At 28.1% G+C, this 21,891-nt stretch carries 20 protein-coding genes and 1 riboswitch; of the genes, 3 read left to right on the top strand and 17 right to left on the bottom strand.

What is annotated here, in order from left to right:
- Positions 1-51: 51 nt before the first annotated feature.
- From iolE to BGI42_RS06000, 7 genes are all read right to left on the bottom strand, one after another.
- Positions 52-948: a myo-inosose-2 dehydratase gene (gene iolE / locus BGI42_RS06030; RefSeq protein ID WP_069679463.1), complete on the bottom strand. Its 897-nt coding sequence runs from the start codon at positions 946-948 to the stop codon at positions 52-54.
- Between the two features lie 92 nt (positions 949-1,040).
- Positions 1,041-2,054: an inositol 2-dehydrogenase gene (iolG, locus tag BGI42_RS06025; protein WP_069679462.1), complete on the bottom strand. Its 1,014-nt coding sequence runs from the start codon at positions 2,052-2,054 to the stop codon at positions 1,041-1,043.
- A 16-nt stretch (positions 2,055-2,070) separates the two neighbouring features.
- Positions 2,071-4,002 (bottom strand): 3D-(3,5/4)-trihydroxycyclohexane-1,2-dione acylhydrolase (decyclizing), encoded by a 1,932-nt coding sequence (iolD, locus tag BGI42_RS06020; protein WP_069679461.1) that lies wholly within the window; start codon positions 4,000-4,002, stop codon positions 2,071-2,073.
- Between the two features lie 17 nt (positions 4,003-4,019).
- Positions 4,020-4,805, bottom strand: coding sequence for a 5-deoxy-glucuronate isomerase (locus tag BGI42_RS06015; protein WP_069679460.1), 786 nt, complete (start codon positions 4,803-4,805; stop codon positions 4,020-4,022).
- A 14-nt stretch (positions 4,806-4,819) separates the two neighbouring features.
- Complete coding sequence (gene iolC / locus BGI42_RS06010; RefSeq protein ID WP_069679459.1) at positions 4,820-5,839, bottom strand: 5-dehydro-2-deoxygluconokinase; 1,020 nt, start codon at positions 5,837-5,839, stop codon at positions 4,820-4,822.
- A gap of 78 nt (positions 5,840-5,917) precedes the next feature.
- Entirely contained in the window at positions 5,918-6,763 is an 846-nt protein-coding gene (locus BGI42_RS06005) for a class II fructose-bisphosphate aldolase (protein ID WP_069679458.1), read from the bottom strand.
- Between the two features lie 5 nt (positions 6,764-6,768).
- A complete protein-coding gene (locus tag BGI42_RS06000) occupies positions 6,769-7,923 on the bottom strand; it encodes an iron-containing alcohol dehydrogenase (RefSeq protein WP_069679457.1) in 1,155 nt (384 codons plus the stop codon).
- Positions 7,924-8,151: 228 nt separating this feature from the next.
- Between BGI42_RS06000 and BGI42_RS05995 the strand changes: the two genes are divergently transcribed.
- The gene (locus tag BGI42_RS05995) at positions 8,152-8,922 is read left to right on the top strand and encodes a DeoR/GlpR family DNA-binding transcription regulator (RefSeq protein WP_069679456.1); all 771 of its coding nucleotides are present in this window, start codon (positions 8,152-8,154) and stop codon (positions 8,920-8,922) included.
- Between the two features lie 152 nt (positions 8,923-9,074).
- Here BGI42_RS05995 and ribH read toward each other — a convergent pair whose 3' ends face one another.
- The 5 genes from ribH to BGI42_RS05970 all read right to left on the bottom strand — a co-directional run bounded on the left by ribH (position 9,075) and on the right by BGI42_RS05970 (position 14,384).
- The gene (ribH, locus tag BGI42_RS05990) at positions 9,075-9,536 is read right to left on the bottom strand and encodes a 6,7-dimethyl-8-ribityllumazine synthase (protein ID WP_069679455.1); all 462 of its coding nucleotides are present in this window, start codon (positions 9,534-9,536) and stop codon (positions 9,075-9,077) included.
- Positions 9,537-9,592: 56 nt separating this feature from the next.
- A complete protein-coding gene (locus BGI42_RS05985; RefSeq protein ID WP_069679454.1) occupies positions 9,593-10,786 on the bottom strand; it encodes a bifunctional 3,4-dihydroxy-2-butanone-4-phosphate synthase/GTP cyclohydrolase II in 1,194 nt (397 codons plus the stop codon).
- Positions 10,787-10,818: 32 nt separating this feature from the next.
- Complete coding sequence (locus BGI42_RS05980; protein ID WP_069679453.1) at positions 10,819-11,469, bottom strand: riboflavin synthase; 651 nt, start codon at positions 11,467-11,469, stop codon at positions 10,819-10,821.
- A gap of 13 nt (positions 11,470-11,482) precedes the next feature.
- Positions 11,483-12,574 (bottom strand): bifunctional diaminohydroxyphosphoribosylaminopyrimidine deaminase/5-amino-6-(5-phosphoribosylamino)uracil reductase RibD, encoded by a 1,092-nt coding sequence (gene ribD / locus BGI42_RS05975; RefSeq protein ID WP_105165900.1) that lies wholly within the window; start codon positions 12,572-12,574, stop codon positions 11,483-11,485.
- A gap of 419 nt (positions 12,575-12,993) precedes the next feature.
- A riboswitch (FMN riboswitch) is annotated at positions 12,994-13,111 on the bottom strand.
- Positions 13,112-13,178: 67 nt separating this feature from the next.
- Positions 13,179-14,384, bottom strand: coding sequence for a DUF6398 domain-containing protein (locus BGI42_RS05970; protein ID WP_105165899.1), 1,206 nt, complete (start codon positions 14,382-14,384; stop codon positions 13,179-13,181).
- Positions 14,385-14,663: 279 nt separating this feature from the next.
- On the opposite strand from BGI42_RS05970, the gene BGI42_RS05965 reads away from it, so the two are divergent.
- On the top strand, positions 14,664-15,647 hold the full coding sequence (locus BGI42_RS05965) for an amidase domain-containing protein (protein ID WP_069679452.1): 984 nt from the start codon (positions 14,664-14,666) through the stop codon (positions 15,645-15,647).
- A gap of 221 nt (positions 15,648-15,868) precedes the next feature.
- On the opposite strand, the gene purB is transcribed toward BGI42_RS05965, so the two are convergent.
- Positions 15,869-17,299 (bottom strand): adenylosuccinate lyase, encoded by a 1,431-nt coding sequence (purB, locus tag BGI42_RS05960; protein ID WP_069679451.1) that lies wholly within the window; start codon positions 17,297-17,299, stop codon positions 15,869-15,871.
- Between the two features lie 170 nt (positions 17,300-17,469).
- On the opposite strand from purB, the gene BGI42_RS05955 reads away from it, so the two are divergent.
- Positions 17,470-17,694 carry a DUF378 domain-containing protein gene (locus BGI42_RS05955; RefSeq protein WP_069679450.1) on the top strand — a complete coding sequence of 75 codons (225 nt, stop codon included), beginning with the start codon at positions 17,470-17,472 and terminating at the stop codon, positions 17,692-17,694.
- Positions 17,695-17,840: 146 nt separating this feature from the next.
- Here BGI42_RS05955 and BGI42_RS05950 read toward each other — a convergent pair whose 3' ends face one another.
- The 4 genes from BGI42_RS05950 to recA all read right to left on the bottom strand — a co-directional run bounded on the left by BGI42_RS05950 (position 17,841) and on the right by recA (position 21,706).
- Positions 17,841-18,101 (bottom strand): HPr family phosphocarrier protein, encoded by a 261-nt coding sequence (locus BGI42_RS05950; RefSeq protein WP_069679449.1) that lies wholly within the window; start codon positions 18,099-18,101, stop codon positions 17,841-17,843.
- A gap of 125 nt (positions 18,102-18,226) precedes the next feature.
- Positions 18,227-18,487: a stage V sporulation protein S gene (locus BGI42_RS05945; RefSeq protein ID WP_003369307.1), complete on the bottom strand. Its 261-nt coding sequence runs from the start codon at positions 18,485-18,487 to the stop codon at positions 18,227-18,229.
- Positions 18,488-18,634: 147 nt separating this feature from the next.
- Positions 18,635-20,176, bottom strand: a complete 1,542-nt coding sequence (rny, locus tag BGI42_RS05940; protein ID WP_069679448.1) for a ribonuclease Y — start codon at positions 20,174-20,176, stop codon at positions 18,635-18,637.
- Positions 20,177-20,638: 462 nt separating this feature from the next.
- Positions 20,639-21,706, bottom strand: a complete 1,068-nt coding sequence (gene recA, locus BGI42_RS05935) for a recombinase RecA (RefSeq protein WP_069679447.1) — start codon at positions 21,704-21,706, stop codon at positions 20,639-20,641.
- Positions 21,707-21,891 lie beyond the last annotated feature (185 nt).

The following is a 21,891-nucleotide window of genomic DNA, read 5'->3' as shown; positions in this document are numbered from 1 at the left end:
TATTATAAAATATAACATGAAATCCTAAAGATAAAACGATAAAGTAAATGCTTAAATACTAGCTTTTTCTTTTATATAATTTCTTCCTTTAATTGCATATTCAAGAGGATTTGCAATAGATGGGTCTTGCTCAGCTTCTATCATTAACCATCCTTCATAATCATTTTTTGCTAATATCTTAAATATTGGTTCAAAATCTATTGCTCCATCTCCAGGAACAGTGAATGCACCAGCTCTTACACCTTTTAAGAAACTTAACTTTTCATTCTTAACTTTACTGACAATTTCAGTTCTTATATCTTTTAAATGAACATGTTTTATTCTATGAACATACTTTTTAAGTATTTCAATTGGATCTTCACCTGAATATACTAAATGCCCTGTATCAAATAATAAATATACTAAATTTTCATCAGTAATACTCATTAATTTATCAATTTCCTCTGTTGTTTGCACACCTGTACCCATATGATGATGATAAACTACTTTCATATCTTTATCTGCTGCTAATTTTCCAAGTTTATTAAGTCCATCAGCTAGAAGTTTCCATTCTTCTTCATTAAAGTGATACTTTCCATCAAATATTGGAGTATCCATTTGACCTTGAATACTATGTCCTTGTTCTGACACTACTATAACCTTTGAGCCCATAGCATGTAAAAAGTCTCTATGATCTATAAATTCTTTTTTAGTTTCTTCATAAGGTTTAGTAGTTAAAAATGAACTAAACCAAGCACTTGCAATTTGAAGTTTTCTCATTTCTAACGCTTTCTTTAAAACCTTTACATCTTTAGGATATTTATTTCCAACCTCGGTTCCCTTAAATCCTGAAAGAGCCATTTCACTAACAGCTTGCTCAAATGTATTCTCCTTACCTAAATCAGGCATATCATCATTAGTCCAACCTATTGGACATATTCCTACTTTTACTTTATCGTTATTAAACATATCAATTCCCCCTAAAATTTTAAGAAATATTAAGCTATTCTTTCCTAAATAATCTACATTTTTTTAATTACATCATTTTGTTTTCTTTTATACTAATATTGAATTTCTGATATCTTAACAGTTCTATTTTCTTTTAAAGATTTTGTTGCTGCTTTACCTATTAGTACAGCCTTTAATCCATCATCAGCATTTACTGCAACTTCTGTGTCATTTACAATTGCATTAATAAATTCTGTTATTTCCTCTGCATAAGCTTGCATATATCTTTCTAAGAAAAAGAATAGTGGTTTTTCTCCATTTACTCCATCTTTTGTTGATACAACTGCACTTGAAGTACTATCGTTAGTCACAGCTACTTGTCCAAGTGATCCAAACACTTCTGCCCTTTGATCATATCCATAAGCTGATTGTCTTGAATTATCAATTACAGCCATTGTTCCATTTTCCATTTTTAATGTTACTATAGCAGTATCTATATCCCCTGCTTCTCCAATAGCTTTATCTACTAATACATTTCCAGCTGCATAAACTTCCTCAACATCATTTCCTAAAAGATATCTAGCCATATCAAAATCATGGATAGCCATATCAAGAAAAAGACCTCCTGAAACTTTAACATAATCTATTGATGGTGGTTCTGGATCTCTTGAAGTTATTTTAAGAATGTGTGGTTCTCCAATCTTACCTTCTACAACAGCTTGTCTAACAGCTTTAAAATTATGGTCATATCTCCTATTAAATCCTACTTGGTATTTAACATTTGATTTATTAAGTTCATCAATAACTTCTTTAATTCTGCTTAAATCATGGTCAATTGGTTTTTCACAAAATACATGCTTTCCTGCTCTTATAGCTTCTATAGAAATTGATGAGTGAGTATCTGTTGATGAGCATATAAGCACTGCATCTATTTCTGAATCATCAAGAATTTTCTTGTAATCATTATAAACATTAGCTATTCCCATTTCCTTAGCCCATTTTTTAGTATCATCGTTTAAGAATACATCTGCTATCGCCTTTACTTCTGCATTTTTTACATACTTAGAAATACTTTCTCCATGCACTTTACCTATTCTTCCAGCTCCAATAATTCCAACTTTTAACATATAAAACATCTCCCTCTTAATATTTTCTTGCACCTTTTAATATTTTTTCACTACTTTCAAAAGCTTCGTTAACAGATTTCTTTTCTGATACTTCAGCTAATCCTACATGCCACCATGATTCATATCCATCAGTCATAGTTTTAGGTAATACTTTTATATCAATTAAAGTAGATACTTTTTGTTTTTTAGCATCTATTAATGCTCTCTTTAATTCTTCTAAATTTTTAGCTGTATAAGTTTTTAATCCATATCCTTCAGCTGATTTTGCAAAATCTATTGGTATCAATCTACCATTCAATTCATTTGTTTCATTATTTCTATATCTAAATTCAGTAGCTAAATTTCCTATACCATTAGAGATTTGTAAATTATTTATACAACCAAATCCACAATTATCAAATAATAATACATTTACTTTTTTATTTTCTTGAATTGAAGTTAAAAGTTCTGAATGTAACATTAAATAACTTCCATCACCTAAAATTGAATAGACTTCTTTTTCAGGTTCTGCTAATTTTGTCCCAAATCCCGCTGCTATTTCATACCCCATACATGAGTATCCATATTCCATATGATAAGAATTTAAAGTATCTGTTTCCCACATTCTTTGCAAATCTCCTGGTAAACTTCCTGCTGCTCCAACAATAATTGCATCTTCATCAATATTTTCTCTAATTGCACCTAATGCTGAAGTTTGAGTTATTGTTGTATCCATTAACTTTTTAAATTCTTCTAAGCTTTCTTTATTTCTAGCTTTTATTAATGGTTCAAAATTTTCTTTATATTTTATATTAATTAATCTCTTCATCTCTTCTTTCCATGCCGTTTTTGCATCTTTTATCTCATTCTTATATGAAGAAATATAATTTTCTTTGTCAAGTAATTTATAAAGATGTTCTAAACATTCTTTAGCATCTCCAACCATCTTACATGAATCTAACTTACTTGCATGAAATTTTGATAAGTTAATTGTTACAAATTCTACATCTGAATTTTTAAATAATGATTTTGATGAAGTTGTAAAATCTGAAAATCTTGTACCAATACCAATTACTAAATCTGCTTCTTTAGCAATTATATTTGCAGCTAAATTTCCTGTGACACCTATTCCACCTAAGTTCATAGGATCACTTGATTTTATTGAACTTTTTCCTGCTTGTGTTTCCCCTATAGGTATATTAAATCTATTAGCAAATTTAGATAATGCTTCTCCAGCTTCTGAATACCTTATTCCACCACCACAAATTATTATAGGCTTCTTTTTATTTTTGATTATATTTAAACATTCATTAAATTCCTCTTCTACAGCTAATGGCCTAGTAATTTTATGAACACGTTTTTTAAAGAAATATTCTGGAAATTCAAAGCTTTCTCCTTGAACATCTTGTGGAAGGGCTACACATACTGCTCCTGTTTCAGCAGGATCTGTTAATACTCTCATTGCATTAATCATTGAAGACATCAATTGCTCTGGTCTGTTTATTCTATCCCAATACTTACATACGGGCTTAAATACATCATTTGTAGTAATTCCAATATTATAAGATTGCTCAATTTGTTGAAGTACTGGATCTGGCTGTCTAGTTGCAAATGAATCTCCTGGAAGTAAAAGTAATGGTATATTGTTTACTGTAGCAGTGGCTGCTGCTGTTACCATATTAGCAGCTCCTGGTCCTATTGAGGAAGAACAAGCTATAATCTTTCTTCTATTATTTTGTTTAGCAAATGCTGTTGCTGCATGTGCCATTCCTTGTTCATTTCTTCCCTGATAAACTTTTAAATCTCTTGGATTCTCATCTAAAGCTTGTCCTAAGCCCACAACCATTCCGTGACCAAATATAGTGAATATTCCTTCAATAAACTTTTCTTCTTTTCCATCAAATGCTACATATTGATTGTCTAAAAATTTAACTAGTGCTTGCGCTGTTGTCATCTTTATACTACTCATAAATTCACCTTCTTTTTTTATTTATCAGGCCATATCTTAACATCTTTATCCCAAAGCCATTTATGCTCTTCTACATCTATCCTATCTGTCCAAGGATTATTTTCAAGATGCCTAATCATCCAGCAATAGTACATTGCATATCCAGGTGCTGATGTTTGTGGATGTACATCTCCACCTATTATTGTAGAAAAACTATTATTTGAAATTCTATAAGCATCATTACCATTTAAACAGAATCCAAATCCTTGTTCTTTGTTAAATTTATAAAAATACACTTCTGGTTGAGGATGATAATGTGGTGGATAACTTGACCACTTTCCTGGGAATGTTATAACTTCTCCAATTACCATATTAGAATAAGGTGCATTATTGTAATCAAATACTGTTCTTACAATTCTTCTTGCCGTTCCATTCCAAGTTCCTTCACCAAAAATATCACTCCTACAATTTTTAGGTGAATATAATTTAGCTTCAAAATCATTTTTATTATCTGTACTTTGTATTATAAATTCACTTTCTTCCAAACATTCAACTATTATTTTTGTATTTCTTGAAACATGTAAACACCATGGATCTTCATCAAAAACAGATTTTCTTTCTATTATTTCAGAATCTTTATTCCAAGATATTTTAATCTTTCCTGTTAAAAGAAGTAATGCTATCTCTTTATCAGAATTTAAATATTCTTTTATTTCACCTTTTTTTAATTTTTCAACTACAATATCCATTAGCATTTCTTTATTTTTGCCATCAATTTCACATAATATATTTTTACCATATTGCAAATCATATTCGTGAACCATTAATAACCCCTCCTTTAACCTCTTGCTATCATTTCTCCGTATTTTTCTTTCTTTTCTTTTATAAATTCATTTATTTGTTTTGCAGTTGGCATATCTTCTGAACAGCTATGACTTGCTACCAACATAGCAGCTGAAGCACTTCCAAATTCTAAAGCATCTATAATATCCCATTCTTCTAATATTCCATATATAAATGCTGAAGCATATGCATCTCCACCTCCAAATGATTTAAGTAGTTTTACTGGAAATGGCTTTATCTTATATGACTTTCCATCATTAGTATAAGCCGTTGAACCTTCTTTTCCATGTTTTATAACAACTATTTTATTTCCAAAACCTAACCATCTTTTAGCACTTTCTTCATCTGTACTTTTTTCATTGACAATTAAATTTTCCATTAAATCAAATTCTTCTCGTGAACCCATAATAATATCACTTTGTTTTCCAACTATTGAATAATAAATAGCTATTTCATCTTTATTTTTCCAGTTGTATTCTCTATAATCTACATCAAAAATTACAACTGTATCATTCTTTTTAGCAAACTCTAATGCCTTAAGAGCAGCTTCTCTAGATGGACTTTTAGCAAGTGCTGTACCTGATATTACTATTGCCTTTGTATTTTTTATATATTCTTCATCTATCTCATTAACATTTAACTCTAAATCAGCTATTCCATTTCTATACATCAATATACTACTTTCTGTTGGACTTGCTATTTCTGTAAAAGTTAATCCTAAAGACTCTCCATTTTCTGCATACTTTATTTGTGAAGTATCTATTCCCTCATTGTTAAAATAATCAACTACAAACTTTCCAAATTGATCCTTTGAAACCTTACCTATAAATCCAATTTTTTTACCAAGTCTTGAAAGTCCAACAGCTATGTTAGCTGGTGATCCCCCTAAATACTTTTTAAAAGTCTTACTTTGTGAAAGTGGTCTATTTATATCTATTGGATTAAAATCAATTGCTACTCTTCCAATAGGTACTATCTCAAATTTTCTATCTTTTTGAAATTTAATATATCCCATTTTCCAAACCTCCTTCTATGAATATGAACATAACATTTTATGAAAACATTCTAATACTTTCAAATAAAAATTCATTTATTAAGCCTTATTTTCACTACCAAAAATTTTTATATGCTTTTTTACATTTTCATAAGCTCCTTGTATTTCTGTATTATGCAAAGTAAAATAATCGTAATCCTCTAATTCTTTATTTAAATTTCTTACTGAATCCTTTACATTATTAAATGTTGCAGTTGCTATATTTATTTTTCTTATTCCCATAGTTGCACATTTTCTAAAATCACTTTCTGATATTCCTGAACCACCATGTAATACTAATGGTATATTTAAGTTGTCATTTAGTTTTGTTAAAACATCAAATCTTAATCTAGGCTTTCCTTTATAAACTCCATGAGAATTTCCTATAGCTACTGCAAGTGCATCTATATTTGTATCACTTATAAATTTTTTAGCATCTTCTATATTAGTAACCTCTATCTCTACATCTTCGCTTCCATCTTCACTACCGCCAACATGACCAATTTCACCTTCTACAGCGGCCCCATAATATCTCGCCAATTTTTCTACTAAAGAAGTTATCTTTATATTTTCTGAAAGCTCTAAAGAGGATCCATCTATCATTACTGAAGTAAAACCTAAACTTAATGCTTTTTTTATATTATCTACTGTTAGTCCGTGATCAAAATGTACAGCTACAGGTACCTTAGCTTTTTCTGCTGCTTTTACCATTGTTGAGCCTACTATATCTAAAGGAGAATGTTTTAATCTAACTTCTGCTATTTGTAATATTATTGGTGATTTAAGTTCTTCAGCAGCTTTTATGGCACCAATTATCATTTCCATATTAGCTATACTAAAACTTCCAACTGCATAATTTTCATTGTCAGCTTTCAATAATAGTTCCTTCATATTTACTAATGGCATTTTAATCACCTCCAAAGTGATTTATAAACTTCAACAATATCATCATGAGTGACTGTTTTTATAGTATTGCTTGGACTACCACTTTCTAAAGCATCCTTTGCCATTTTATCTAAATTGTTAAAGAACTTTTCTTTATCTATTCCATACTCTTTTAAAGTAGGTATCAATACTGTTTTACAAAGTTTGTCTACTTCTTCAACAAATTTTCTTGATGCTATCTCATCTTCTTCATTTTCATCTGATATTTTTATATTTCTTGCAAGATCTGCAAATCTCTTATAAGCACCATCTAATACAAAGTTAAAACATTCCTTCAATAGCATTGCATTTGATATTCCGTGTGGTATATGGAATAGTGCTCCTATAGGCCTACTCATTCCATGTACTATTGTTACTGATGAATTATTAAAAGCAATTCCTGCTTCCAAAGCTGCAATTGCCATTTCAGTTCTAGCTTTTTCATTTTTTCCATCATTAAATGATATTGGTAAATATCTAAATATTCTTTTTATTGCTGACAATGCAAATATATCTGAAAGTGGTTGAGATTTTTTAGATGTATAAGCTTCTATGGCATGTGTTAAAGCATCTAATCCTGTTGCAGCTGTTATCTTAGGTGGTGCTGTCATTGTAAAACGAGGATCTATAATTGCTAATGTTGGCATTAGCGAACTTCCCTTTATTAGCATTTTTACATCAGTTTTAGTATCAGAAATTATAGTAAACTTTGTTGCTTCTGATCCTGTTCCAGCAGTTGTTGGTATTGCTACTATATCAGGCAATTTATTTTCAACTTGTTTTCCCATGTAATCAGAAATATTGCCTTCATTATTTACCATCATTCCTATTGCTTTAGCTGAGTCTATTGCACTTCCACCTCCAACAGCTAATAAAAAATTGCAAGTTTCTTTTTTATATAAATCTACACCTTTTTCTATCATCACATCTGTAGGTTCACCATTTATATCATCATATATAAAATAATCAATGTTTTCTTTATCTAAAGTATCAAGCACAACTTGTACATTACCTAATTCAACCATAATTTTATCTGTAACTATTAAAACTTTTTTTCCAAATGATTTTAAATATTTTCTACTATCTTCTAAGGAATTTTTCCCAATTAAAATCCTTTTTGGAATTATAAATTCATCTGACATTTCTTCTTCTCCTTTCAGTAATTTAATGGTTAACTTTTTGTTATGTTATGGTTATATTATAAGTATATAAATATTAATTGTCAATATTTTCCTTGTATATTTTTACTTTTTTTAATTTTTAGTAAATTTATGGTATAATGTTGGTGATATCTTTTGCTTTCCAATTGAATAGTTTATAATAATATCATGTTCCATTTTTTAGAATTTTTAGAAAGGAGTTTACACAAAATGCGCTTAAAAAGACTTGATTTATTAGAAGAATATATTTATAAATATAAAACTGTATCACTGGACAAACTTTGTGAAGAATTTAAAATGTCTAAAAATACAATTCGTAGAGATGTAGATATTTTAGTTAATAAAGGGGTAATAAAAAAAGTATATGGAGGAGTTACAGTAAATTCTCAAAGTAATGAATTACTTCCTTTTGAAGAAAGAACAATAAAAAATAATAGTGCCAAAATAGAGATTGCTAAAAAAGCTGCCAAATTTATTGAAGATGGAGATTCAATATTTATAGACTCTGGTACTACTACTTTAAATATTGTTGATTATATAGATTCCAAAAATAATATAGCACTTTTTACTAATAGTATTAATGTTATATTAAAAGCAATTCCTCATGAAAATATAGACATAATATGTTTATCTGGTAAATTTAATAGAACTACTTTTTCTTTTACAGGATTAACCTCTAGTGATCTTTTATCATCATATAATATAAATAAATGTTTCATGGCCTGCACTGGAATTTCATTAGAAAATGGAGTTACTCATACCTCACCTAGTGAGTTTAAAATAAAAAAAATGGCCGTTTGTAAAAGTCATAAAAAATTTTTAGTTGCAGATGATTCCAAATTTGATATAATATCGTTAATGACTTTTTGTGATGTAAAAGATTTGGATTATATAATTACAAATAATTATCCTTCAGCTAAATATATTGATTATTTTAATAGTTACAATATTGAACTTATAGTTCCTAACTTTAAGGAATAATTCAAGTAAATCAATATACAGTACTAATATAATTTTATATTCTTGTAACATTATGAATTTCTATATTTTTAATTTTCTAAAGAAAAAGCCTCATTAAGTACAACAAGCTTTTATACTTGTAATACTTAACGAGGCTTTATATTATTAAATTATTAAAGTGCTTTCATTAAGTTAGCCATTTCAATTGCTCCTACAGCACATTCATACCCTTTATTGCCAGACTTAGTTCCAGCTCTTTCTATAGCTTGCTCAATATTATTTGTTGTAAGAATTCCAAACATAACTGGTTTACCACTTTCTAATGATACATTTGCAATTCCTTTTGAAACTTCTGCACAAACATAATCATAATGAGATGTTGCTCCTTTTATTACAGCTCCTAAACATATAATTGCATCATATTTTTCATTTTTAGCCATCTTTTTCGCTACTATAGGCATTTCAAATGCACCTGGTACCCAAGCCACATCTATATCATCCTCATTTACTCCATGTCTTTTAAGTGCATCTAATGCTCCATCTAAAAGTTTACTACCTATAAATTCATTAAATCTACCTACTATTATTCCAACCTTTAGTCCTTCTGCAATTAACTTTCCTTCAAAAACGTTCATAATTAACTCCTCCATAAATCTACATTTTTCTAAATACAAATTTTTCTAATAAATTTTTATATATTTAATAAATGATTCATTTTTTCTTTCTTAACTTTTAAATAGAATTCATCATTTTTATTTAATGGCATTTCTATAGGTATTCTTTGTACTACATCAATGTCATTTTCTTTAAGTCCATCTATCTTTTCTGGATTATTCGTAATTAATTCAATTTTATTTATACCTAAATTTTTTAACATATCGGCACTAGCTTTATATTCTCTTAAATCTGGAGCAAACCCTAAAGCTAAATTAGCTTCAACTGTGTCTAAACCTTCATCTTGAAGTGAATAAGCCTTTAACTTATTTAAAAGTCCTATCCCTCTTCCCTCTTGTTTCATATATAACAATATTCCTCTTCCTGCTTTTGCTATCATTTTCATAGCTGCATCATATTGTTCTCCGCAATCACATTTTCTTGACCCCAAGCTATCACCTGTTAAACATTCTGAGTGAACTCTAACAAGAACAGGTTCTTCTCCTGAAATATCTCCTTTAATTAATGCTAAATGACATTTTTCACTATTGTTTTCTTTAAATCCAATAACTTTAAAATCACCATACCTAGTTGGAAGTTTTGCTTCTACCTCTTTAGTAACACAACTTTCATTTTTCAATCTATATTTTATTAATTCTTCTATAGTTAGTATCTTTAAATCATGCTCTTTAGCAAATTTTATTAAATCATCTCTTCTTGCCATATTTCCATCATCTTTTATTATTTCACATATGGCAGCTGCACCTTTAAATCCTGCGATTTTTGATAAATCTACTGATGCTTCTGTATGTCCAGTTCTTTCTAAAACACCTTTTTTCTTTGCTATAAGAGGAAATACGTGTCCTGGTCTTCTAAAATCATCTGGTCTTTCACTTTCAACTAACATTTTTATAGTTTCAGATCTTTCAAAAGCTGAGATTCCAGTAGTTGTGTTTATATAATCAATTGCCACTGTAAATGCTGTTTCATGATTATCAGTGTTTTTCTTCACCATAGGATTTAAGCCCAATTTTAATGCTATTTCTTCTTCTACTGGTGCACATAATAACCCTCTTGCATATTTAATCATAAAATTTATATTTTCAGGAGTTGCTTTCTCTGCTGGAATAACTAAATCTCCTTCATTTTCTCTTCCCTCATCATCAACAATAATAATCATTTTTCCGTTTCTTAAATCATTAACACATTCCTCAACAGTATTAAAGTTCATTTTCTCTCACCTCATACATAATTTTATTTTATTTAAAAACCATTTTCTCTTAAAAACTCCATGGTTACCTTGCTTTCACTATTTACTTTGTTATTTTCTTTACCTAATAATTTTTCAATATATTTTCCAATTACATCACATTCTAAATTAATAATTGATCCAACTTTTTTCTCACACAAAATTGTATTTTCTAAAGTATGTGGTATAACCGATACTTTAAATTTTTCATCATCCACATAAGCAATAGTTAAACTTATGCCATCAATAGATATTGAGCCTTTATATATAATATACTTTAAAATTTCATCAGGTGCAGTTATAGTAAACCATGTTCCATCAGAATCTTTTTGTATGTCTATTATTCTTCCTATACCATCTATATGCCCACTTACTATATGACCTCCAAGTCTATCTTCTAATTTCATAGCCCGTTCAAGATTAATTTTATTACCTGTCTTTAAACTTCCTAATGAACTTTTCTTTAAAGTCTCCCCCATAACATTAGCCCTAAATGAAGATTTAGTCATTTCTAAAACTGTTAAACATACACCATTGGATGCTATACTATCTCCTATTTTAGTATTTTCTAACACTTTATTTGCTTTTATTTCTATTATTCCAAAACCATTACCTAATGTAAGCGTTTCTATAACTCCTACTTCTTCAATTATTCCAGTAAACATTTAATCCCAACCTTCACTTCAATTTATTTACATAACCATCTATAACTATCTCCTCTGATAATTTTTCATATGTTAAATCTTTAAGTTTTACAGTATCACTTAATCTATAAAATCCTTTACCACCTATACTACTTTTGCTTGTTTCTCCACCTAATATTCTAGGTGCTATATAAAATCTAACTTTATCTACTATATCTTCTTCTAATGCTGAAAAATTTAATGTTCCTCCGCCTTCAATTAATACTGAATCTATCTTTAAATTTCCTAAAAATCTCATAAGTTCTTTTAAATCAACTTTTTTATCTTTATCATTTACCTCTATTACTCTAATATTTGCATTTAATAATTTTTCTTTCTTTGATTTATTTGCATACCTAGTTGTAGCTATAATGGTTAGATTATCATTATTTTTTATTACTTTAGAATCTAATGATATTTTTAATGTACTGTCTACAATAATTCTTATTGGGTTTCTTCCATTTTCTATCCTACATGTAAGTTCTGGATTATCCTTTATTATTGTGTTAATACCTACCATAATAGCCGATAATTTATTTCTTAATAAATGACCATCTCTTCTAGCTTCTTTAGATGTAATCCATTTAGATTCACCACTTGTTGTAGCTATTTTTCCATCTAATGATATAGCACTTTTTAAAACTACAAATGGTAAATTAGATGTTATATATTTAATAAACACTTCATTTAATTTCTTACATTCTTTTTCTTTCACACCAACTACAACTTCAATATTGTTTTCTTTTAATTTTTTTATACTCTTTCCAGATACTAATGGATTAGGATCTAACATTCCTATTACTACTTTTTTTATTTTTTTCTCTATTATTAAATTTACACATGGAGGTGTCTTACCATAATGTGAACAAGGTTCTAAAGTAACATATATTGTACTTCCTTCTACTGCTTTAGTCGCATTCTTAATAGCATTCACTTCTGCATGTTTTCCTCCATATTGCTCATGGTAACCTGTTCCAATTATCTCATTATCTTTTACTATTACTGCACCAACTAAAGGATTGGGATTAACTTTTCCTATTCCTTTTTTAGCTAATTCTAGTGCTAAATCCATGTATTCTTCCTTCAACAAATTCACCTTCTTAAAAAATCGCTAAGCGACTTTGTAATATCGATTTTTTTAGCCATGTACCATTTCCAAACATAGTACAAGACATATGATTCTTCATTCTTTAGGGTGTCCTCATAAAACCTTTAAAATACAATGTTCTATAAGTTATCCAGAAAATTTTAGTAATATAATTTCCTAAAGAATAAAAAATCCCTGAAGTATTATAACTTCAGGGATTGAAATTTATCTTATTTATAATTTATTAGCATTTTAATTCATTAACATAAAGATTTATGGTCTTTAATATTAAGGTAAAATATAATATTAAATCAAATTTTACCTTAATAATTTAAAAACCCTGAACTAAAACATAAGTTCAGGGTATAAATAACGCTAAATAACATGAATTAAAATATAATAACTATTAGATTAATATTTAACATCTTCTTTCATCCAGACTTTACTGTCGGCTTCGGAATCTAACCGAATCTGCCATTTGCATAGCTCGCGGGCTTTACCGCCGGTAGGGAATTTCACCCTGCCCTGAAGATTAATATTCAATTGATATTCTCATATTAACATACCTTTTAAATTATGTAAAGGATAATATTCAACTTTCTTACTAATGTAATGATTGAATTTTAAAATTTATATTCATTTCCTTTACCCATTTAATAATCTCCTTTGATTCATTCCATACTTCTAAACTATATTTTACATAATGCATAGCTTCTGCATCACTACCAAATCTTGAAATTCTAGGTAACACTTTAGCAATCTTCTTTTGCTTTAATATATATGGAATTACAAATGGATTTTTCTTATATGCTTTTCTTATAGCATCTTCTGCTTCTTTTATTTTTCCTGTTTTATAAAGTAATAAAACTTTATTATAAGACACAGCTGCTAAATAATCATTATCATATTTTTTAAATAACTTTTCTGCATCATTATATCTTTTTTCCATTAATAGCCAACTAGATAGTAGTCCTCTTATCATTAAATTATCTTTTTCATTTAGTTCTAATATTTCAAAAGCATTATCTATAGCAGCATCTCTTTCATTCATTTTCCACAATTGAATGGCTAAAGTATATTTAGCACCAAAAAATGGTTGAGCCTCACTTCTATTAAAGCATTCTTTAGATGCAGTTTTTAGATCATCAACTCCTAGTATATACTTTCCTGAATCAACAGCTTTTTCTAATAATGATTTCTTTTCATCATTTGTTAAACTTATATCTTTAGATAAAATTATATATGCATCTGAACAATATTCACAAATTCCTAAAGCTTCTTTAGCAAATTTTACTTTTTTATTAAAATTCTTTTCCATCCATGCTTTTCTCATTATTTTTTGAGCTTTTATAAATTCATCAGTAATTCTATTATTTTCTTCTAAAGAAATATTATTTTCTTTTTTACATTCTTCCTTTTCTTCGTTTAAGTTAGATGTATTATCTTTAGATTTTAGTATCCATTCTCTATTATCTTTTGATATATTTAATAAATTTCTTATTTCTTTTGATTTTGTAGAACCAGTACTATTGCTTACTCCAAACGCCTTATATAAATCAAGAGCTTTTATATATGGTTCTTCCTTAGCATCAAACAAATTATTTACTGTTCCAATTGCATGAACAACTCCTGCAGCCCACGAAGAGCTTTTACCTTTTTTTAGTAACTCTTCATGATTCATTCCTAAATTATGTAGCGTTTTTATACAAATTTTCTCGTACTGTTCGTTAAGATATTTATTTGAAAAGACTTTTATCTTTTCAAGAATTTCATCATATTTTTCAACTATTGAGTTAGGTAAATTTTGCATTATTTTTATAACTCCTTTTTTCAAATCTCTCACAAGTTTTCATTAATAACTAATATAATTAAAATATTTTACAATATAAAATATTATTCTTTATTTTTCGATACCTTTATATTATATATTTTAATTATATTCTCAGCAAGTGTTATACATAATAGAAACGTTTAATTATATAAAAATATACATTTTAATAATTTATAGCAATATATTTCAATTTTTTCATGTATATTTATAAGCATGTTTTTATATATTATTATAAACCTATTTTTTGGTGGTGATATATTGTTATTAAGAGATTTACATTATTTTTATAAAATTTTATCTACTCCCTATGATAAATTTAATTTATTTTTAAAAGGAAAACATAACTTAAATGAAAATATTTTAGAAGATTTATATTTAAAAAAATGCTTTAATTCTTTATGGATAAAAAAACTAAATATAAACCCTAGTAATATAAAAACTAAATATAAATATAAAATATTAGAAAAAAACTGCAATTTAATTAAAATAAAGTTCAAATATTTAAAATCATTTTCATTAAGTAACTCCCCTAAAGGAATAATATCCTATTCATTAGATGAATATTTGCTTATATTAACAAAAACTCATCACAGATTTAAAATAATCTTTTTGGTTAACAAAGAAGAAAATCCAAATCTATATGAAGAAATATTAAAAAAAGATATTCTGCAAATAACAAATATTATTTCTTCAAATAAAATAAGTGTTTGGAGTTCTAAAATAAAGGTATTAGATCGTCTATATGATAAATACTTAAAGATTAATAACTGCTATAGAACACCCTATTCAATACCTACAAGCTCTTCTTATAACCCTTTAAAAGCTTGTGAATATGCAGAAAAATTTGCTTTAAAGGCTAATCCTGAATACAAATCTTTTGAAGGAATAGGTGGTGATTGTACTAATTTTGTATCTCAAGCCCTATATAGTGGTGGATTGAAAAACTCAAATACATGGAAACCTTATAGCAATGCTTGGGTGAGAGTTGAAGAATTGTACTTATATATAATAAAAAATGAATTAGGTATGGAACTAAAGGAAAATATTCCATTAAAAAAAGGTGATATAATACAATTTTATACACCTAAATTAGGAAGATTTTTTCATTCTGGAATAATAACTCATATTCTTCCTGATGGAGACTATCTTTATTGTTGTCATAGTTATAACAAATTAAACTATCCTTTAAGTTTAACATATCCTATATTATATCCTAAAATTAGATCAATAGAAATATATTAAAACACTTTACTTAGGCACATTCAAATAAATAACTAGTCAGTGTGCTGATTTATTTTGTAAACTAATCCTTACTTAAAACCTACTAATAGCACAACTATTAACAGAACCAAAGTCATTGTATTTATCAAAACATTCGTCGCATCTTTCACTTGTTATTTATTTTCATACCCCTTATAACATAAGGATATCTTAGAATCATTTTTCTAAGATATCCTATATCTTTAAACAGTTATTTCACTTTTAATTTTTAAAGCTTTTTCATTATCTTCTATAATAGGATTTACATATTCATTAATAAATTCTACCACCTGGCTTGGTGCTCTACCTATGAATTTTTTAGGATCTATTATTGATAATATCTCATCTTTAGTAAATCCAAATGAATCATCATTTATTATTCTTTCTATTAAATCATTATCTAATCCTTCACCCTTAACTCTTTGTGAAGCTGCCATGGAATGAACTCTTATTTTTTCATGTAATTCTTGTCTATCTTTACCTCTTTTAACTGCTTCCATCATTATATTTTCAGTAGCCATAAATGGTAATTCCCTAGCTACATGTGAAGATATAACTTTATCGTACACCACCATATTTTCAGCTATATTTATGTAAAGATTTAAAACCCCATCTAAAGCTAAAAATCCTTCTGCAACAGATAATCTCTTATTAGCTGAATCATCTAAAGTTCTTTCAAACCATTGAGTTCCCGCTGTTATAGCAGGATTTAATGAATCAACTATTACATATCTAGCTAAAGCACTTATTCTTTCACTTCTCATAGGATTTCTCTTATATGCCATTGCTGATGATCCTATTTGATTTTTTTCAAATGGTTCTTCCATTTCTTTCATACTTTGAAGTAATCTCAAATCATTACTAAATTTATAAGCACTTTGAGCAATTTCTGATAAAGTATTTAAAACTATTGAATCAAGCTTTCTTGGATAAGTTTGACCTGTAACTCCAAAGCTATTATCAAATCCCATTTTTTCTGCTACCATTTTATCTAAATTTTTAACTTTTTCTTCGTCACCATCAAATAAATCCATAAAACTAGCTTGAGTTCCTGTTGTACCTTTAACTCCTCTTAGTTTTAAACTATGTATAACAAAATCTATATTTTCTATATCCATTACTAAATCTTGCATCCATAAAGTTGCTCTTTTTCCCACTGTAGTTAATTGAGCTGGTTGATAATGTGTAAAACCTAAAGTAGGTAGATCTTTATATTGAATAGCAAAATTTTTCAAATGATTTAGCACTGTTACTATCTTATCTTTTATTAATAAAAGCGCATCTCTCATTATTATTATGTCTGTATTATCACCTACATAACATGAAGTTGCTCCAAGATGTATTATTCCTTTAGCACTTGGGCATTGAAGACCATATGCGTATACATGGCTCATTACATCATGTCTTACTTCTTTTTCTTTTTTAATGGCATCTTCATAATTTATATTATTAATATTTTCTCTTAGTTCTCTTATTTGTTCCTCTGTTATATTTAAACCTAGCTCTCTTTCACATTCTGCAAGAGCTACCCATAGTTTTCTCCAAGTTGTAAATTTCATATCATCTGAAAAAATGAAACTCATTTCTTTTGATGCATATCTTGAATTTAATGGTGTGCTATATAAATTTCTCATATCAAACCTCCACACGAATATACTTTTATTTTTTTCTTTCAATATTCGTATTATAACATATTTTTTATATTTTCATAGTACTTTATTAAAAAATTTACTTAATGTTATTATTTTTTGTTTCTAATCATATATATAATCATAATATATCTAAAGTTAGGAGTGGATTAAAAATGTATAAGTTAAATATATTTGATAAAATTTCTTTTGTTTTAGTTATCCTTGGTGCTTTTAATTGGGGATTAATAGGTTTACTAAATATTAATTTAGTAACTTTACTTTCCTTTAAAATACCTTTAATTCAAAGAATAATATATATAATTATTTTTATATCAGCATTAAATTTAATCTCATTATTATTTAAATGTGATAGTAATTTTAGTAAAAAACTAAATTGAAGTACCTACTATAATTTTTCCCTGTAAATTAAATAATATTATGTTTAATAACTTTATTTAAAAATATATTTATAAAATTACACATAACAAAAGAGATGTCTCTTAAGTATATGTACATATTAGAGACATCTCCTTTTTAATAAATATTAATCATCTAAAGATTGAACTAAATTTGCTAATTCTTCAACTGCTAAAGCTTCGTCATCTCCAGATGCTGAAATTTTTATTGTAGCATCCTTAGTAACAGCTAAAGATAAAACTCCTATTAAGCTCTTAACGTTTGCTTTTTTACCATTGTATTCTATGCTAACGTCTGACTTAAATCCTGAAGCTTTCTTTACTAATAACGTTGCTGGTCTAGCATGAAGACCTGATGAACTTTTTACTATAACTTCTTTTGATACCATTATATCCACCTCTTTATAAAAAATTAATTAATAAATATAGCATCCAACTATTTTAGTATATACTGTTTTAGTAGTAATTTCAACTTAAAAATAATTAAGATACATATTTATTAAACCTTTTTATGTTATCTAGGTTGTACTATAAGTTTTATTGCAGTTCTCTCTTCTCCATCTATTTGTATATCTGTAAAGGCAGGTACACATATAATATCTTTTCCACTTGGTGCTACAAATCCTCTTGCTATAGCAATAGCTTTGACTGCTTGATTTATTGCACCTGCTCCTACGGCTTGAATCTCCGCTATATTTTTCTCTTTTATTATTGCTGCTAATGCACCTGCTACAGAGTTTGGATTTGATTTAGTTGATACTTTTAATACTTCCATTTTTATTATTCCTCCTAGAATTATTATACAAAAATCGTTTACATTAATATATATTCTATATATTAAGCAAAATTCCTTTTTATTTATAATATTTTCTAAATAAAAAAAGATAAAATGCATATTTTATACACATTTTATCTTTTAATTTTATTTAGCAAACTCTACTGTTCTAGTTTCTCTTATTACATTAATTTTAATTTGTCCTGGATATTCAAGTTGTTCTTCTACGCTCTTCACTAAATTTCTCGCTAATTCAGCAGTACCAGCATCGTCAACTTTGTCTGGTTTAACAATAATTCTTATCTCTCTTCCAGCTTGAATGGCATATGACTTTTCTACACCTTCATAGGAATTTGCGATTTCTTCCAATTTTTCCAATCTCTTAATATATGCTTCTAATGTTTCTCTTCTTGCTCCTGGTCTTGCTGCTGATATAGCATCTGCCGCTTGAACCAATACAGCTTCTAAAGATTGCATTTCCACATCTCCATGATGGGCTGCTACAGCATTTATTATTAATGGTTGTTCATGATATTTCTTTGTTAAGTCTCCTCCGATTAACGCATGAGGTCCTTCTTGCTCTTGATCTACAGCTTTACCTATATCATGTAATAATCCTGCTCTTTTAGCTAGAGTAACATCTAAACCTAATTCTGAAGCCATTAAACCAGCTAAGTATGAGACTTCTATGGAATGTTTTAATACATTTTGACCATAACTAGTTCTATACTTTAATCTACCAAGTAGTCTTATAAGTTCTGGATGTAATCCATTTATGCCAGTTTCTAGGGTCGCTTGTTCCCCTTCGTCTTTTATATCATTCTCTACATCTTTGACTGCTCTTTCAACCATCTCTTCGATTCTTGCTGGATGTATTCTACCATCCACTATTAACTTTTCAAGTGCTATTCTTGCAACTTCTCTCCTTATTGGATCAAAACTTGAAAGAATGACTGCCTCTGGAGTATCATCTATTATTAAATCTACTCCTGTTAATGTTTCTAAAGTTCTAATGTTTCTTCCTTCTCTACCTATTATTCTACCCTTCATTTCATCATTTGGTAGCGCAACAACGTGCACAGTAGTTTCAGACACATGATCTGCAGCACATCTTTGGATAGCAGTAGTAATTATTTCTCTTGCTTTTTTATCTGCTTCTTCCTTAGCTTTACTTTCGATTTCTTTTATCATCAATGCAGCATCATGTGAAATTTCTCTTTTAATTTCATCTAACAAAATTTTGCGAGCTTCTTCACTAGAAAGAGATGAAATTCTTTCTAATTCTTCTCTTCTTTGGGTATAAAGTTCTTGTACTTTTGCTTCTACTTGATCTATATCAAGCATTCTTTGATTAATCTTTTCTTCCCTTTTTTCTAGTATATCACTTTTTTTATCAAGTGATTCTTCCTTTTGAATAACTCTTCTCTCAAGTCTTTGAATCTCATTTCTTCTTTCTCGAGATTCCTTTTCAAAGTCATTTCTTAACTTATGAACCTCTTCTTTAGCTTCAAGTATTGTTTCTTTTTGAAGAGCTTCAGCTTCTCTTTTAGCTCTTTCTAAAACATCTTGTGCCTCATTTTCAAGAGACTCAACTTTTTCTTTTGATACTCTTTGTATCATTTTATAAAGTAGTATTCCTAATACTAATAATATAAATAAATCTACTATTATTATAAAAATCCAATTCATATAAACACCTCCTAGCTTGTTAAGCTATCTATTTTAGTAAACAAGAAACCGTAGTAGGTGTCATAGTATTCTCACTGTATTGTGAATATGATAAACCAGTGTTCCTTTTTATTTTATATTAAAAATAAAATTATGTCAAGCTTGCTATGATATTGTTGTCATACTCATATCTACTAAGTTTTATAAGTTTTTTTATTTCTGTTTTTTATAAAATTTTAGTTATATTTACATTATAATTATAACCATATTTTACAAAATAAATTCTTTATAATTTATTTTTTTAGCTATACAACCTTTCCAAACTTAATGCAAAAATAATGGTGCTACATATGATTTTTTTATTCTTTATTGATACTCATAATACCTTTAAAATACAGTATTTTATAAGTTATGCATAAATACTCCAACGATATAATTTCCTAAAGAATAAAAAAGCAAAAGAAATTATTCTTTTGCTTTTTATTACTTACCTTTATTTTCCTTCTTCTCAGTAACTGTTTCTTTTAAAGTTTCATTTATTGCACCGTCCACCAATGGTAAATTATGTTTATTTCTTATTTTATTATCTATGTCTATTGCAACTTCAGGATTTTCTTTTAAGTATTGTTTCGCATTTTCTCTACCTTGACCTAATCTTATATCTCCATATGAAAACCATGCTCCACTTTTTTGTACTATTTCTTCCTTAACACCCACATCTAATATGTTACCCTCTCTTGAAATACCTTCATTGTACATTATATCAAACTCAGCTTGTTTGAAAGGTGGTGCTACTTTATTTTTTGTTATTTTTATTCTTGTTCTATTACCAACAATACCATCACCTTGTTTTATTGAGTCTATTCTTCTTACATCAAGTCTTACTGAAGCATAAAATTTTAATGCTCTTCCTCCTGTTGTTGTTTCCGGTGAACCAAACATTACACCAACTTTTTCTCTCAATTGATTTATAAATATAGCAACACAATTCGTTTTACTTATTGTACCTGCTAATTTTCTTAAAGCTTGTGACATCAATCTTGCTTGAAGACCTATATGAGAATCTCCCATTTCCCCTTCAATTTCAGCTTTAGGAACTAACGCTGCAACTGAGTCAACTATTATTACATCAATTGCTCCAGAACGAACTAGTGCTTCTGCTATTTCAAGACCTTGTTCTCCTGTATCTGGTTGAGAAACTATAAGATTTTCTGTATCAACGCCTAAATTTCTTGCATAAGAGGGATCTAAGGCATGTTCTGCATCTATAAATCCTACTGCTCCACCTTTCTTTTGAGCTTCTGCTGCTATATGAAGAGCAATTGTTGTTTTACCTGAACTTTCTGGTCCATAAATTTCAATAATTCTTCCCTTTGGAACTCCACCAATTCCAAGTGCTATATCTAAATCTAAACATCCAGTAGAAATTGAATCAATATTTAAAACACTATCTTCTCCTAATTTCATAACTGAACCTTTACCAAATTGCTTTTCTATTTGTCCCATTGCATTTTCAATTGCTTTTAATTTATTTGTATCTATATTAGCCATAATATTACCTTCCTCTCATCGAACTTATGTTCTGTATATAATTATAAGTTAACTATTATTATTAGTCAACAGTATTGATAAAAATTCCTCCTTTAAAATATGTATTAAAGAAGGAATTAGGCACATTCAAATAAATAACTAGCCAGTATGCTAGTTTGTTTTATGAACTACTTCTTTCTTGGAAT

This window comes from Clostridium taeniosporum (assembly GCF_001735765.2).
Taxonomy (GTDB): domain Bacteria; phylum Bacillota; class Clostridia; order Clostridiales; family Clostridiaceae; genus Clostridium; species Clostridium taeniosporum.
Note: the sequence above shows the minus strand (reverse complement) of the source record. Positions and strands in the feature narration are given on the sequence as shown.

What these genes read in the sequence shown, in the direction of transcription:
- iolE (WP_069679463.1), bottom strand. Translation starts at nt 948, where the DNA reads ATGTTTAATAACGATAAAGTAAAAGTAGGAATATGTCCAATAGGTTGG.
- iolG (WP_069679462.1), bottom strand. Translation starts at nt 2,054, where the DNA reads ATGTTAAAAGTTGGAATTATTGGAGCTGGAAGAATAGGTAAAGTGCAT.
- iolD (WP_069679461.1), bottom strand. Translation starts at nt 4,002, where the DNA reads ATGAGTAGTATAAAGATGACAACAGCGCAAGCACTAGTTAAATTTTTA.
- BGI42_RS06015 (WP_069679460.1), bottom strand. Translation starts at nt 4,805, where the DNA reads ATGGTTCACGAATATGATTTGCAATATGGTAAAAATATATTATGTGAA.
- iolC (WP_069679459.1), bottom strand. Translation starts at nt 5,839, where the DNA reads ATGGGATATATTAAATTTCAAAAAGATAGAAAATTTGAGATAGTACCT.
- BGI42_RS06005 (WP_069679458.1), bottom strand. Translation starts at nt 6,763, where the DNA reads ATGCCATTAGTAAATATGAAGGAACTATTATTGAAAGCTGACAATGAA.
- BGI42_RS06000 (WP_069679457.1), bottom strand. Translation starts at nt 7,923, where the DNA reads ATGTCAGATGAATTTATAATTCCAAAAAGGATTTTAATTGGGAAAAAT.
- BGI42_RS05995 (WP_069679456.1), top strand. Translation starts at nt 8,152, where the DNA reads ATGCGCTTAAAAAGACTTGATTTATTAGAAGAATATATTTATAAATAT.
- ribH (WP_069679455.1), bottom strand. Translation starts at nt 9,536, where the DNA reads ATGAACGTTTTTGAAGGAAAGTTAATTGCAGAAGGACTAAAGGTTGGA.
- BGI42_RS05985 (WP_069679454.1), bottom strand. Translation starts at nt 10,786, where the DNA reads ATGAACTTTAATACTGTTGAGGAATGTGTTAATGATTTAAGAAACGGA.
- BGI42_RS05980 (WP_069679453.1), bottom strand. Translation starts at nt 11,469, where the DNA reads ATGTTTACTGGAATAATTGAAGAAGTAGGAGTTATAGAAACGCTTACA.
- BGI42_RS05970 (WP_105165899.1), bottom strand. Translation starts at nt 14,384, where the DNA reads ATGCAAAATTTACCTAACTCAATAGTTGAAAAATATGATGAAATTCTT.
- purB (WP_069679451.1), bottom strand. Translation starts at nt 17,299, where the DNA reads ATGAGAAATTTATATAGCACACCATTAAATTCAAGATATGCATCAAAA.
- BGI42_RS05955 (WP_069679450.1), top strand. Translation starts at nt 17,470, where the DNA reads ATGTATAAGTTAAATATATTTGATAAAATTTCTTTTGTTTTAGTTATC.
- BGI42_RS05950 (WP_069679449.1), bottom strand. Translation starts at nt 18,101, where the DNA reads ATGGTATCAAAAGAAGTTATAGTAAAAAGTTCATCAGGTCTTCATGCT.
- BGI42_RS05945 (WP_003369307.1), bottom strand. Translation starts at nt 18,487, where the DNA reads ATGGAAGTATTAAAAGTATCAACTAAATCAAATCCAAACTCTGTAGCA.
- rny (WP_069679448.1), bottom strand. Translation starts at nt 20,176, where the DNA reads ATGAATTGGATTTTTATAATAATAGTAGATTTATTTATATTATTAGTA.
- recA (WP_069679447.1), bottom strand. Translation starts at nt 21,706, where the DNA reads ATGGCTAATATAGATACAAATAAATTAAAAGCAATTGAAAATGCAATG.